General features: G+C 45.6%; 8 protein-coding genes. 2 read left to right on the plus strand and 6 right to left on the minus strand.

Features of this window, described 5'->3' with window-relative positions; translation table 11 throughout:
* Positions 1–59: 59 nt before the first annotated feature.
* On the plus strand, positions 60–896 hold the full coding sequence (locus tag B3K91_RS03895; RefSeq protein ID WP_292590106.1) for an MBL fold metallo-hydrolase: 837 nt from the start codon (positions 60–62) through the stop codon (positions 894–896).
* 166 nt (positions 897–1062) lie between these two features.
* Here B3K91_RS03895 and B3K91_RS03900 read toward each other — a convergent pair whose 3' ends face one another.
* Positions 1063–2259 carry an alpha/beta hydrolase family protein gene (locus tag B3K91_RS03900; protein ID WP_214061425.1) on the minus strand — a complete coding sequence of 399 codons (1197 nt, stop codon included), beginning with the start codon at positions 2257–2259 and terminating at the stop codon, positions 1063–1065.
* A 158-nt stretch (positions 2260–2417) separates the two neighbouring features.
* On the opposite strand from B3K91_RS03900, the gene B3K91_RS03905 reads away from it, so the two are divergent.
* A complete protein-coding gene (locus tag B3K91_RS03905; RefSeq protein ID WP_292594037.1) occupies positions 2418–5189 on the plus strand; it encodes an HD domain-containing phosphohydrolase in 2772 nt (923 codons plus the stop codon).
* A 289-nt stretch (positions 5190–5478) separates the two neighbouring features.
* On the opposite strand, the gene B3K91_RS03910 is transcribed toward B3K91_RS03905, so the two are convergent.
* The 5 genes from B3K91_RS03910 to ruvC form a co-directional block, all read right to left on the minus strand.
* A complete protein-coding gene (locus tag B3K91_RS03910; RefSeq protein ID WP_292590108.1) occupies positions 5479–6480 on the minus strand; it encodes an alpha/beta hydrolase in 1002 nt (333 codons plus the stop codon).
* The gene (locus B3K91_RS03915) at positions 6471–7817 is read right to left on the minus strand and encodes an ATP-binding cassette domain-containing protein (protein ID WP_214061429.1); all 1347 of its coding nucleotides are present in this window, start codon (positions 7815–7817) and stop codon (positions 6471–6473) included. Before B3K91_RS03915 ends, B3K91_RS03910 begins: the two co-directional genes overlap by 10 nt.
* A 99-nt stretch (positions 7818–7916) precedes the next feature.
* Complete coding sequence (locus B3K91_RS03920; RefSeq protein ID WP_292590109.1) at positions 7917–8963, minus strand: hypothetical protein; 1047 nt, start codon at positions 8961–8963, stop codon at positions 7917–7919.
* Between the two features lie 8 nt (positions 8964–8971).
* Positions 8972–13210, minus strand: coding sequence for a PolC-type DNA polymerase III (locus B3K91_RS03925; protein ID WP_292590111.1), 4239 nt, complete (start codon positions 13208–13210; stop codon positions 8972–8974).
* A complete protein-coding gene (gene ruvC, locus B3K91_RS03930) occupies positions 13207–13701 on the minus strand; it encodes a crossover junction endodeoxyribonuclease RuvC (protein ID WP_180977914.1) in 495 nt (164 codons plus the stop codon). Before ruvC ends, B3K91_RS03925 begins: the two co-directional genes overlap by 4 nt.
* Positions 13702–13735: the final 34 nt, after the last annotated feature.

Below are 13735 nucleotides of genomic sequence, written 5' to 3' on the forward strand. Positions count from 1 at the left end.
TCTGTCGTAGTAAAGCAATCCCATCCTAGGACACAAAGTACCGCTGTAGAGGAGGAGAAATGAGAGTCCTGTTCCTTGGCACCGCAGCTTACGAGGGCCATCCAAATGTCTTCTGCGACTGTGAAAACTGCAGAAAGGCGAGGCTGGCAGGAAATGAAAGCTTCAGGCTTACGGCTTCCGTATATGTTGACGACGATCTGCTCATCGATTTCGGGCCGAATATCATGTCTGGGGCTCAGAAGGCAGAGGTTTCTCTTTTTGATGTAAAAACTCTCTTAATAACCCACTCCCACTCTGATCATCTGTACCTTCCAAACTTCGGCTATAGAATGAACAGATACAACGCCTCTTATGACAGACTTCCTCGAATGAGCGTTCTCGCCAATTCTACCGTCCTCTCTCTCATTTCCAATTCAGTCTACTTTGACCCCGAGAAAACCGTCCTTCTCCAGGCGGAACCTTATGAAGAAATCGAGGTTAACGATTGTACCGTAATCCCTGTGCCTGCAGTACACAAAGTTAAAGAAGACGAGCAACCGTTTATATTCCTGCTCAAGAAAGGTGGGAAATCATTCCTTTATGCGACCGATACCGGCCCAATCGAAGACTCTTCATTCGGCCGTCTTAAAGACCTAATTGATAGTCCGATAGATATTGCAGTTGTTGATTCGACTTTGGGATTCATGAAAGAAGTGCTCTTTCCATATCACCACACTGCAGAGCAAGTAATCTCCACAAAGAACAGAATGAGGGAGTTTAAAATTATAGATGACAACACTCTGGTAGTCGCCCATCACTTTTCACACTATCCAAACCCGCCCAAGAAGGAACTTGAAGAGTTCTACAACCGCTATAAGGTTGTAGTAGCACACGACGGACTACTGCTAGACATATAATGCGACAGTTCATTTATTGCGGAATTATCGTCGCCTAACCAAATCCTGTCAGGAGAAGTCTTAGCACCCGTCAGTTATTTTTGGGCTTGAGCAAATTACCGTCGCCGTTAGTGCTCACCGACTCTGTATGATTTCATACGTCGATTTCTAAATGCCTAAGACAAGTCTAGCGCTTGAGGATTTCATCTACACCCTCGAACAATCTAACATCTTCCCTTTGCAGAAGATCAGAATAGAACTCCTCTTTACTTCTATTTCCAAACACATAATCAATGAAGCCATGCATCACACTGTATAGATAGTACTCTCCGCCATCCTTCATGAAGACACCCGTAAAATCCAAGAAGTTAGCAAGGGGTGAGATTTGATCAAGCATCGCAAAATCGGGATGCTTAGCATCAGGGATTATTATATGATAAGGCGGAACGCTGCTTGAGTTAATCAAATCGGCTATTCTTCCTGATTCCTCGCGTTCCTTCCACTCATCGGTCTCCATGATCAACGCTGGTACTTCTATACCTTTGCTTATCTCCCGCTCGTTCATAACAAAAAGTGCGGGATCAAAAGTCAACAGAGCTTTTATTCTTTCATCGTAAAGAGAAGCAAAATGAACAACTCCTCCCCCACCTGAATGACCAAAAGCAATCACTCTTTCGGTATCAAAGACGCCGGCCAGAACATGGTTGCTTTTGTTCAGTTCGACGAGCTTATCGATAACAAACGATAAGTCCTCTGCCATAAGTTTCATCGAAAGTCTTACTCCCTCCTCAAATGTCTCGGCTCCGGGGAGTTCCATGACTCTGTCTCTATTGAAATGGAACTGGGTACCATCGGAAAATTCAACAACGGATGCTCCGTATGGATGCTCAATCCCAATCACGACTATACCTCTGCTCGCCAAATACTCAGCAAAAGCAAAATACAGCGGTACGATAGCCGGAGTTCCCGGCGAGAGAATCACCGCTGGTAGATTCCTGGCATCAGCAGAAGGTACGGCATCTAAGAAGGAATTGGTCTTAACGGCACGCAAGTGTTGAAACAATATGGGAGGAAGATCGTAATTTTCAGCAAGGCTGTTCACAAAAACCGAGTGATTCCTGAACCACGGGCTTCTTCTGCTTCCCGAGGTATCGTCGGAGGGATACCAGATGTCTATTATCAATCTTCTGGACATTTTTGCATCCGAGAATGGATCGAGTCTTGTTTCATCGCTCAACTCAATTATCTTAAGTCCGACTTCGTACTTTCCACCAGGGTCGGGTACTTTGGTTGTAGGAAATAAATAAGCGAGAATTCCGATTGCAGTAATAGCGATTGCTCCAATAATCAGCGCTATATCTATGGTTCCACGAGTTCTACTCATAATATCACCTCTACCCAATTATATACAAAATTGATCGGAATATCGTGCGCTCGAATGATCGACTACCTTCAAGAAACTATCTGTAATCTGAGTTTGTTTTCAGTTTTGCAATGTTATAGTTGGTCTTGAGGAAGGCTATTTTCTTCCGGGGGAGTACTATGAGAAGATCATTGTCAACCGTCTTTTTCATTCTTTTGTTTCTTACCCTCTTTGCTGAAGTAAGGTACAAATTTGGTGGAGACACCGATTATCCACCTTTTGAATATGCTAATGACCGCGGAGCTCCGGTGGGATTCAACATCGATGTCCTTAGGGCAATATCTAGTGCTCTCGATTTTGACGTTGAGATAGAGCTAAGAGTCTGGACGAGCGCAAGAGCCGCTCTGGAGGACGGCAAAATTGACGGTCTGCTTGGAATGTGCTACTCGGAAGAGAGAGATATACTTGTCGATTTCTCTAATCCGCACATAATACTTCATGGCTCTATTTTCTCTAATAGGAAGACTGGCAAATATTCTTCTCTCAATGATCTCAGGGAACTGAGAGTTGCCGTTCAGAAGGGCGACTTAATGGACGAGCTTGTCTCTAGTGAGGTAGCTGGAAGTGAGATTGTGAGAGTCGAGTATCCCGAAATTGCACTCCGGATGCTCAATGAGGGACAGGTCGATGCAGTACTACTCGGTAAGATACAGGGTTTGTATTTGATTAAGGAACTTTCTCTAAAGAATATCTTGGTGTCGGAGGATCCTTTTGTAAGGCTAGAATACTGCTTCGCAGTGAAAGAAGGAGATGTAGAGTTACTGTCTTTACGTAACGAAGGTTTGGCGATAATTTCTTCGACAGGAGAATACCGACAGATTTACAACAAATGGTTTGGAGCCATTGATGCAAATGCAAGTAACAGTCCGTGGCAGAGTTTCCTTTTATTCGCCCTTCCCGCTGCTCTGATCATGCTCTTGGTGCTGGTCGGAAAGTATCTGTGGAACAGGGCTTTGAGGAAAGAGGTAAGAGAGAAGACGGCATTTTTGAGCGCGAAACTCGCGGAAGAAAAATCAGTTGAGACTCAGCTCTCCCTATCTGTACAGAGATATAAATCAATGTCAGAGACTATCTCAGATTACTACTACGAAATTGACTTCTCAAATGACGGGGAAGACCACGAAGTCTGGAGAAGCGAAGCCTTTGAAAGGATAAGCGGGCACAGTCTTGATTCACCCGACCTTCAAGAACTGGACTGGGAATCAGTTATTCATCCTGAGGACCTTGATTGCTACAAAGGGCATTTTGAAAGCGTGAGATCTGGAAATGAAGAGAGAATAGAATATCGTATTGTAAGGAAAGACGGCGCGCTTAGATGGGCGAGCGAGTACTCGAAGCCAAGTTACTCGAAAGATTCCTCCAGAGTAAGAGGCATCCGAGGAGCGGTAAGAGATATCACCGATGAAAAACTCGTGAAAGACGAGCTGGAAAGAACAAAGGAGAAGGTCTCTAAGCTTCACGATATCGCTTTGAAGATGGAGAAATCAAACGAAGAGGACACGATCTTCCACTCGATCATTGATGCGTCGGCCAATATCCTCGGGATGGAAATGTTCGGTCTCTATCTCCTCTACAATCAGGAAATCGTCACCCTTGAGACGAAGGGCGAGGTGGCATCGATGCAGGGCTACCTATTCAGGAGCGGCATTTTGAGAGACTCTATAGAAAACGGGAATACTACCTTTATAAGTAACAGTTCACTCTGCAAAGTCATAACCGACTGCGAGCAATCGATCTTGGCGGTCCCGATGAAGAGTATAGGAGTTCTCGTCTCGTACCATGACTCTCCAATGAAACAAGAAGAGGTAAAGCTAGTCGAGATTCTTATGGCTCATGCAGTTGAAGCGATCTATAGAATTCGTTCAGATAAGGAGATTCACTATGTCACCTTCCATGACCCACTTACCTCCTTATACAACAGATCATTCTTCGAAGAGGAGGTCGAGAGACTCAATGTAGAACGGCAAATGCCTATAAGCATCGTGATGGGAGATGTGAACGGACTGAAAATCGTAAACGATGCCTTCGGTCATCTAGAAGGTGATAGACTACTGAAGACTGTCGCAGACTGCCTGAAATCCTCCATGAGATCCGACGACATAATCGCCAGATGGGGAGGAGATGAGTTTATAATGCTGCTTCCTCAAACAGATACGCAGTCTGCAGAATCTCTTGTTGGCAGAATCAGGAAAGCCTTGAATCGGATAACGGGCTTCAGTCTTCCTATAAGCGTCTCCTTTGGAATCGGAACGAAATTCGATGCTGATCAGGATTTTCGCGAAGCTCTTATCTCCGCTGAAGAAAGAATGTATAGAGACAAACTCCTGAACAACATATCCATGAGAAGCAGAACGGTCAAGGTGCTAGAGAAGAGTCTGCTTAACAAGAGTTATGAGACGGAAGAACATACGGAAAGGGTCAAGACTCTCAGCAGGGATTTCGGGAAGTTCATCGGATTGTCTGAAGCCGAACTCGATAATCTTCTGCTCCTTGGTGCTCTGCACGATATTGGAAAGATAGCAGTTCCTGAGGAGATACTAACTAAAGCGGGCAGTCTGACCTCTGAAGAATGGAAGAAAATCAAGTCCCATCCCGAAGCCGGATTTAGAATAGCCCTCTCTTCGCCAGAGCTGGTGGGAATCGCGGATGAGATCTTAAGTCATCATGAATGGTGGGACGGCTCAGGGTATCCCCGAGGACTGGTTGGCGAATCAATTCCGCTTCTGGCAAGAATGATGTCAATAATAGACGCTTACGACGTTATGACAAGCGGAAGGCCGTACAAGCACCCGGTATCCTCTGAAGAGGCAATAGAAGAGCTGCGCAGATGTGCTGGGAAGCAGTTCGATCCAGGGCTGGTTGATTCCTTCGTCAGTTTCTTGAACGTATAACGTCGTTCATTTGAGCGAGGTTAGTTCTCGATAAGCCTCGTAGGCTCGAGGTCGCGGGTACGGGTTGCAGTAAGAAAAGAGATTCTTCGTTTTGGAGCGAGAATCTTTTCTTCGTTCCTAGACAAGGTGACAGATCATTCAATTTTCTGAACAACCAAGAGCTTTCATCTGAAGCGGGCCCAGCGCTAAAGGATCTTCTTGTCTCCTCCGCCCTAACCACTACGTCGGCTTTCTACTCTGTATATGGATCGGCTATAAAACAGTTGAAAGCACTTTCTGCGGCTCGCGATCATTCAGTAGGTTTTGTGCTCTCCAGAAGTCTCATCTTTCTTCTTGCCTCTTTTATCCCCAGTTTCTTAAGAATGTACTTACCCAAAGCGTACTCAAGAGGGAACCAGGAAACATGCCCAGTAGGCACTATATATCTTTTCGGTCGGTCGAAGGCCTCCCACAACTGTTTTCTCGTCTGTATCGGAAGAGTCTTGTCAAAAAGCGCCTCGATCATGGTCACCTTATTGCTATCGTTAAACCGCGCGTAAGCAAGAGGATCTATCTTGAACAGGGGGTGGAGGTCGGATTCTAGCAGCTCGGAGGCACTCTTCATTTTCTTGACTGCCAGAGAGTCTTCTTTGAATCTCTCGTTCAGTCTCTTCTCATCGTTCAAATACCCTTCTTCACCCGAACCGCTTCTCAGCGACCGGCGAACAGATTTCAGCACGGGGGACTGCCACATTATCCTGGCGATGTTGCCGCCGACAGTCATTAGAATCAAGTTGTTAATTCTTTTGTCAATTGCACTTACTATTGTGGAGACCATACCTCCAAGACAATATCCAAAAAGACAGTTGTTGTCCCACCAGATATTTTCTTGCTGGAGCAAGTCGATGGTTGTCATAGTATCCACGACGGCCTGTTCCCAGAATAGCGTCAACCTTCGTAGATCTGGCGAAAAGAAGTCCTTTCCGCTGGTAGAACCACTTGCCGTTCTCGTATAATTTCCCGGAAGTATCATCACGGAGGCTTGCAGACCGGCACTTGCCAAATGGCTTCCCATCCAGAAGAGGAATGGGATATTGACAGTGCCCAATCCGTGAAGTATTAATATCGAGCCAACGGCACGTTCTCTTGGGGAAAAATGATATACCTCGACGTTTTCGGTTCCCTTCGTGCAGTTCTTGTACAGAGAAGGATACTTTATGATAGAACAACGATAGTGTTTGCCTTTGAATATATAACCACTGGAAAACTCTATCTTCTTCTTCTCGTATGAGAAATCGGGGTTCATCTGCATACTATCATACCCCTTGTACAGAAACTCAGGCTTTCCATCTCATCGGTTAGCACAAGCGCCGCTTTAGAATTCACGGAAATGTCCCGCAGCACTCTGACAAGAGCATCAATTGAAACCGGATCCAGGCCAAGCAGAGGTCTGACAAATACGTAGAGATCACAGGCCTCAAACCTCAAATGGGAGAGCTTAACGTCCTCATCACTTACGATTCCGGCAAAGCCGTCTATCTCTTCAAGACCTGCAAGAAAGCTCTTCACGGACACTACACTCTCTTTGTTTAGAATGTAGCTTCTTCTAAGCTTTTTGGTTGATATGAAGCTGCGTGCTTTCTTCAGCATTACTTGAGAAACGAGTCCGCTGTTCTTCAAGGTTGCTGAGAAATACTTCTCTGCATCTGAAGAAGGTCCTCTGGAACCAAATCTTTCAAAGAAGCTCTTGGCCTCTCTGAATATCGGAACCGCATTTTCAGAAAACGGATCCTGCCGCGTAATTGCCCGGGTGAGTTCCCTAATAATCTCAGAGCTACCACAAAAAACATGGAGGAGCTCGCCCCTACTGATTTCCAGATCCTTACCAGTACCAGCGACATTCCCGATTTCGATCAGCGGTTCTCCTTCAGAAGGAGGAATCGAGCGATCGTTTGAAGCCCCGATCCTCCGAAGTATCTCCCCTCTGTCGAGCGGAACCGGGAGATCTACAACTGTCGAATTCTCTATGAAAAACAGTCTATCCGCCTTCTGCATTATTTCGGGATCTGGGGTTGCAACAAGGACCGATGCTCCCCTATTCTTGACATCGTTTATCATTTTGAGCAGTCTTTCCTTGTACGAGCTGTTCAGCACGGAGAAGAGATCGTCAATCAATAAGACTTTTGGTTCTGAGAATGCTGCAATCGCAAACTCAAGCAAGGATTGGTCATCTGCTGAAAGTGATGAGACTTTTGCAGAAGGTTCATACTCCAGGCCGACTTCCTTAAGTAGTCTAGAACTCTCTTGATTCATTTTCTTTCTGCTGATTGAAAACTTTCCACTTCCGAGGAAGATGTTCTCTGCAATCGTAAGGTCTGGAACAAGCATGTATTCCTGATATACTGCACTAATACCGATGTGTCTGGCATCGACTATAGACCGCAGCTCAACCCGCTTCCCATCGAAAACAATCTCACCATTATCCGGGCTTATGTCACCACTAAGAATCTTAATGATCGTCGACTTCCCAGAACCGTTCAGTCCGCCTAAAACTGTAAGCTGACCACTATCTAGATCTAAATCGACGGCTTTAAGAACTTTCTTTCCTCCGTATGACTTTTCTATCCCTCTCGCCTCGATAACTCTCATAGGACTTCAGCTCCAACTAGAAATTATCTCCGCCCACTTCTTCCAAGACCCTCGAAGATTATTGCACAGTTATATACTACCAGATGAGAACTCTGCTCTTCACTTTATGACGGGAACAAACAGATGCATCCTGCTCTTCTTGTCAACCATTAGAAGGTAATCGTCTCTTATCAAAAGGTAAATCGTAGAGTTACTCATTCTCGAAAGAACAGACTGGAGCTTCCTGGGGTCGACTTGGACGGCAAACTCCTCACCGTCAAATTTCCCGATCTCACACTCATATCGAAGACTCCCTGCTTTCAGAAAGAATCTGATCCTTTTCTTATCTGAGATCATCAGAATGGAGAAGCCTTGTTTGGAAAGTCTGACAATCTTTCTCAAAGCCGACAGAAGAGCCCTCTTCTGTACCCCGACTCCTCCTTCGACTTCTTTGAAAAGAAACGCAGGCGGTACGGGAAAACCAGTCTCGTCGGTGCATATGGAGAAAAGCAGAGGTCCCGCCTTTAATCCGAGCTCGGAAATACCTGTACCCGCATCGAGCTCTTTCGTCGACAACAACTCCAAAGACTTAACAAGATGCCTGGTGGTCACGTACTGTAAAGAAAAATGAAAGTCTGTTCTTGGTTCGTTTTTAAGCATCGAGATAAGGATTGCTCTACCTGCAGAAGCAGCGAGTACAGTATCATTTCCTTTAGAAAAAATCTCGATAGTATCTCCTTCCTGTGAAGCTGCAGATATGAAATTCAGAGATTCATTGAATTCCTTCAAAAGAAAGCGAGAGGAGTACTCGAACTTCCTCTCCATCGAAGGAATGTTCTCGCCTCGAGCCTTCTGCAATGTGAGCACTTCTGAATCTGTTCTGATTTCAATGTTGTCTCCGTCTGAGGAGAAGATTATGTTTGACTCCTCGTCAGAGCTCTTGAGAACCCTGGCGTAGTCAATCGGTATCGAGAAGACTCCGGTGAAAGGCGTGATTGAAAGCCCGGAAGAAAACTCAAGCTTCATACAACCATCGGTCGCGAAGAACTTCAATCCCCTCCTGTAATAGATCTGGAAATAGCGGAAAGAAGGCTCAACGGACCCCGAAACTCTTCCAAAGAGATCGATCAACTTTGCAAAATCGGAAGAAGCCAACTGGAAATTCATTTCTTCCCTCAGAACAGCCTGATCTGTTCTTTCTCGGCAAGACCCTTCAGAGCGCCGTGCTTTCTGAGCATTTCAACGCTGGTCTTGTTCAGAGCAGTTCTTCTTATCAGATCCTCCACTGAAGAGAATACTCTTTTTTCTCTCTCCTGCTCAATAGACCTCGCCGCCTTGTCTCCCATGTTTTGGAGCCTATTGAAAGGTATTCTGAGCGATCTCCCTTCAATCAAGAATCTCGTTGGATGCGATTTCATCAAGTCGACGTTCAAGAAGCCAAATCCCCTGAGTAACATTTCCATCACTACCTCCAGGAGAGTCTCTTTTGCCCTGTCTTTGACGTTCCTTTCTTGATCACCTCTAAGTCTGATAATCTCTTTCTTGATCGTATTGACGTCCGATGTACAAATATCTATGTCGAACTCTCCACCCTTAATTGAAAAATAGGTGCTGTAGAAGGCGAGGGGATAGTGTACTTTGAAATACGCCACTCTGTATCCCATGCTAACATATGCAGCGGCATGGGCTCTTGGAAAGAGATACTTGATCTTCTTGCATGAGTTGATGAACCATTCGGGAGCGCCACTTGATCTCACTTTATCTTCATCGTCCCTGTTGAGACCCTTTCCCTTTCTGACCTTTTCCATGATCTTGAAGGCCTCCTTTGGATCCATTCCCCTAGCAATCAGGTAGTTCATTATATCGTCGCGACAGGCTATAACATGAGATAGTGAGGCTTGTTTCGAAGTAATTATGTCCTTAGCGTTATTCAACCACACATCAGTTCCATGGGAAAGACCCGATATTCTTACCAGTTCGCCGAAGCTTGAGGGTCTTGTATCTGCAAGCATGCTCCGAACAAAAGTCGTGCCGAACTCGGGGATTCCCAGGGTGCCCATGTCGGTTCCAAGCTCGTGGTATTTCACTCCCAGAGGTTTTAGTGAAGAGAAGATCGCCAGAGTCTCAGTATCATCCATTGGAATGCTTTCTGGATCAACTCCAGTTATGTCCTTCAGCATCCTGATAAACGTAGGATCGTCATGGCCGAGAGCGTCTATCTTAACCAGATCATCATGAATTACCTCATATGCGAAGTGAGTTGTCAGCGTTGAACTCTTTGTATCGTTTGCGGGGTGCTGAACCGGTGTGAAAGTATGAACGTCCATGTCTTTCGGCACGATCATAAGACCACCGGGATGCTGACCAGTTGTTCTTTTTACTCCTACGATGCCACGCGCAATTCGCTCCTGTTCAGCCCTTCTAAGCGTTCTACCGCTCTTTTCAGAATAGGCCCTTACGAACCCAAAGGCCGTTCTTTCAGCTAGAGTAGAGATCGTTCCTGCTCTGAATACATGGTCTCTGCCAAACAGTTCTTCTATAAAAGCGTGGGCCCGTTCCTGGTACTCTCCAGAGAAGTTCAGGTCTATATCCGGCACTTTGTCCCCCTCAAATCCCAGGAAGGTCTCAAAAGGAATGCTCTGGCCATTCTTTGCCATCTCATTCCCGCAACCCGGGCATTCCATTCTAGGAAGATCATAACCGGATTCGAGATCGGTTTCAGGAAAGATCGACTTGCCACATTCGGAACAGAGATAATGTGGTGGAAGCGGATTTACCTCAGTTATTCCGATTACATTGGCCACTAGGGAGCTTCCTACTGAACCCCTTGAACCGACCACGTAACCTTCCTCATTGGACTTTGCGACCATTTTCTGAGCGATGAGATACAAGACCGCGTAGCCATGACCGATTATTGCGTCAAGCTCACGACTGAGCCTCTTTTCGACGATTTCCGGCAGAGGATTTCCATACAACCGTTCGGCATTCTCAAGAGCCATTCTCCTTACTTCTTCTTCTGCGCCTTCTATTACTGGAGGGTGTAGCTTCCCCTCAATCGGAGTCACCTCCTCGATCATTGAGGAAATATACCTTGAATTATCGATAACCACTTCCTTTGCAATAGCCTTGTCTTCGAAAATATCGACTGCTTTGTTCATCATCTCCTCCGTTGTATGGAGATACAACGATGGTTGGTTCTGAAAGTTATCGTAATCCTGAGCAGCATTTATTGCGGCTCTATAAATGTCATCATGTGGATTTATAAAATGCACATCCCCAGTCATAACTACAGGAATGTTCAGTCTCTTGCCAACTCTGTAGAACTCACGGTACATCTTGGTCAATGTGTCTCTCGACATACTGGTCTCGCCCTCGCTAGTGTCAATATTGTCTAGTGGCATAACCTCAATATAGTCGTAGAATTTCGCAATTTCCTCCAGCTCTTCGGTACTAGCGCCACCGATAAATGCTTTGGATAGTTCACCCGAGACACAAGCGCTACCTATCAGAAGCCCATCTCTGAAATCAGTTAATAGGCTCTTGGGAATCCTCGGCTTCATATAGAAGTACTTCGTGTGAGAGGCTGTTACCAACCTGTATAGATTTTCGAGACCCTTCTTGTTCTTGGCCAACATACTTACGTGAACCGGCTTAAGAGAGTCGAGATTTTGGTTCTTTCTCAGTTTTTCAAGCTCGCCAACGCTCTGAATCCCTCTCTTTTCCGCCAGCTGAATGAACTTCTTCAGAACTTCGGCGGTAACCTTTGCGTCCTCGTAAGCCCTGTGATGATCAAAATGTCCAAGTTTGAGGCGCTTCACAACGTTATCTAGTGAATAGCTCTTGGATTTGAATAAGCTTTTTGCAAGGGCAAGCGTATCGACGCATGGCATCTCCCAATCTCCTCCGAAATGTTTCTTAACAGAGTTGCGGACGAAACCGTAGTCAAAGGAGGAGTTGTGAGCAACAAGTATGCTTCCCTCAGTGAACTTTACAAATTCGGGGAGCACTTCTTTGATCGAACGAGCATCGGAAAGCATGTCTTCAGTTATTCCCGTCAAACTAGAGATCAGAGACGAGAGTTCTCTTACAGGCTTAATAAAAGATGAGTATGTCTCAATGACTTCGCCGCCTCTCATCTTTACCGCACCGATCTCAATTATCTCATCTTCCTTTGGGTTGAGACCCGTCGTCTCGAGATCAAAGACAACGAACAAAGCTTCATCTAGAGATGAGGTGTCTTCGTCTATGTTCATCGTTATTTGCTCTGAATCGTTTATCATGTAACCTTCCATACCGAAAATGGGCTTGATTCCATTCTTCTTAGCTGCAAAGTAGAACTCCGGCACTGACTGAACTACCCCATGATCAGTCACGGCAGCCGCGTCATGTCCCCACTCTCTGAAAGTGTTCACTAGCTCTTTGACGTCAACAACTGAGTCCAAAGCACTCATCTTGGTATGCAGATGCAATTCCACACGCTTTTCGGGAGCATTGTCAACACGCCTTGAAAGAGTCGTTCTGTTGATATCTCTGGGAATCAGAACCTCGTCTTTAATCCACGTATCGGTTTCCATCTTCCCTCTTATGGTAAGCTCATCGCCTTCGCGGAGCTTTTCGGAGAGGGAACGAGCATTTTCACCGATAAGTTTGACAGTAAGAGAATCCGTGTAGTCAGTTATGTTGAACGTAAGAATGAAGAGCTTTCCGTTTCTCGACTCCAGTCCAAAGGTCTTACCACTGACCACTACATCGGTCTCGTTTCCAAGAACCTCTTTCATTTTCTTTGAGACAGCTCTTATTTCTCTTCCTATCAGAACCAAATCAGCCTCACCGGAAGAGACCTTGCTCTCTCTTTCAACTTCGGGATATGAGGAATCTTCGTCAACGGGCAGCTCCTCGTCCTCACGGATATCTAGAACTATATCAAATGGTATGGTTCTCTCGCATACCTTTTCGATCGCTTTTCTTAAGTCGTGCTTTTTTGAACTGATTCTCTGAAATGAAAACTGATCGTGAACAGTGATCAGAATTCTATTCTTCTCAAACACCATTTCGGAAGAAGCTAGGTATGAAGATGCGCCGTTGGTGAGTTTGAGTATCTCTCTGAACTGCTCTTCAGTTATCCTCGAAACTCCTTTCTCTGCACCTGCAGTTTCAAAATCTCCAGGTTCAAATGAAAGCCTAACGGAAGAACCGAGAAGTCGCATCGCTTCTTCACGAAAGGTAGATTCTAGATAATGTCTCACGTCTTCGTTTACCTCGCAAGAGAAATCGATCGAGACCTCTCTTGATGTAGAGTCAATAGTTATTCCAGATATTTCAATACCCCCACAGTCAAAGGCTGGATCGGACTTCAACACTCTTGAAAGAAGTCTCGAAATAGGGAGCTTAAGATTCTTCATACAAAGTTTCATGCCTTTCGAACACCTCCGGGAAACTTCCTCGCCGCAAGGTGGCACCATGCAACAGCTAAGGCGTCAGCGGCGTCGTCGGGCTTTGGGTTTTCCTTCATCCGCAAAAAGGCCTTCAGAGTTCTTTGTACCTGTCCCTTTTCCGCTCTGCCATAACCTGTGACAGCAAGTTTCACCTGGTGAGGAGTGTATTCGAATATGGGAACTTCATGTCTTCTCATAGCGAGGAGAATAACGCCTCTCGCTTCACTAACCTGTATTGCAGTCGTGACATTCCTGAAGAAGAATAGCTCCTCGACTGCAGATTCATCGGGTCCGTATTCCTGAAGCAGGACTTCCAGTTGATCGTGGATCTTCAGTAGTCTGTCAGGGATAGGTTCATTAGGCTCGGTCCTGATCGCCCCATAAGATACAAGCTCGATCCTTGAAGATCTCATCTCGACAATACCGTATCCAACAGTACCAAAACCCGGATCAATTCCCAGAACCCTCACACAAGCCGGCAATTACCAGCACCTCCAAAAAAAT

It is taken from the genome of Mesotoga sp. UBA5847 (assembly GCF_002432735.1).
In the GTDB taxonomy this organism is placed as follows: domain Bacteria; phylum Thermotogota; class Thermotogae; order Petrotogales; family Kosmotogaceae; genus Mesotoga.

Coding starts and splice junctions, on each gene's coding strand:
- B3K91_RS03920 (WP_292590109.1), bottom strand. CDS start 8,963: ATGAATTTCCAGTTGGCTTCTTCCGATTTTGCAAAGTTGATCGATCTC.
- B3K91_RS03925 (WP_292590111.1), bottom strand. CDS start 13,210: ATGAAACTTTGTATGAAGAATCTTAAGCTCCCTATTTCGAGACTTCTT.
- B3K91_RS03915 (WP_214061429.1), bottom strand. CDS start 7,817: ATGAGAGTTATCGAGGCGAGAGGGATAGAAAAGTCATACGGAGGAAAG.
- B3K91_RS03910 (WP_292590108.1), bottom strand. CDS start 6,480: ATGCAGATGAACCCCGATTTCTCATACGAGAAGAAGAAGATAGAGTTT.
- B3K91_RS03905 (WP_292594037.1), top strand. CDS start 2,418: ATGAGAAGATCATTGTCAACCGTCTTTTTCATTCTTTTGTTTCTTACC.
- B3K91_RS03900 (WP_214061425.1), bottom strand. CDS start 2,259: ATGAGTAGAACTCGTGGAACCATAGATATAGCGCTGATTATTGGAGCA.
- B3K91_RS03895 (WP_292590106.1), top strand. CDS start 60: ATGAGAGTCCTGTTCCTTGGCACCGCAGCTTACGAGGGCCATCCAAAT.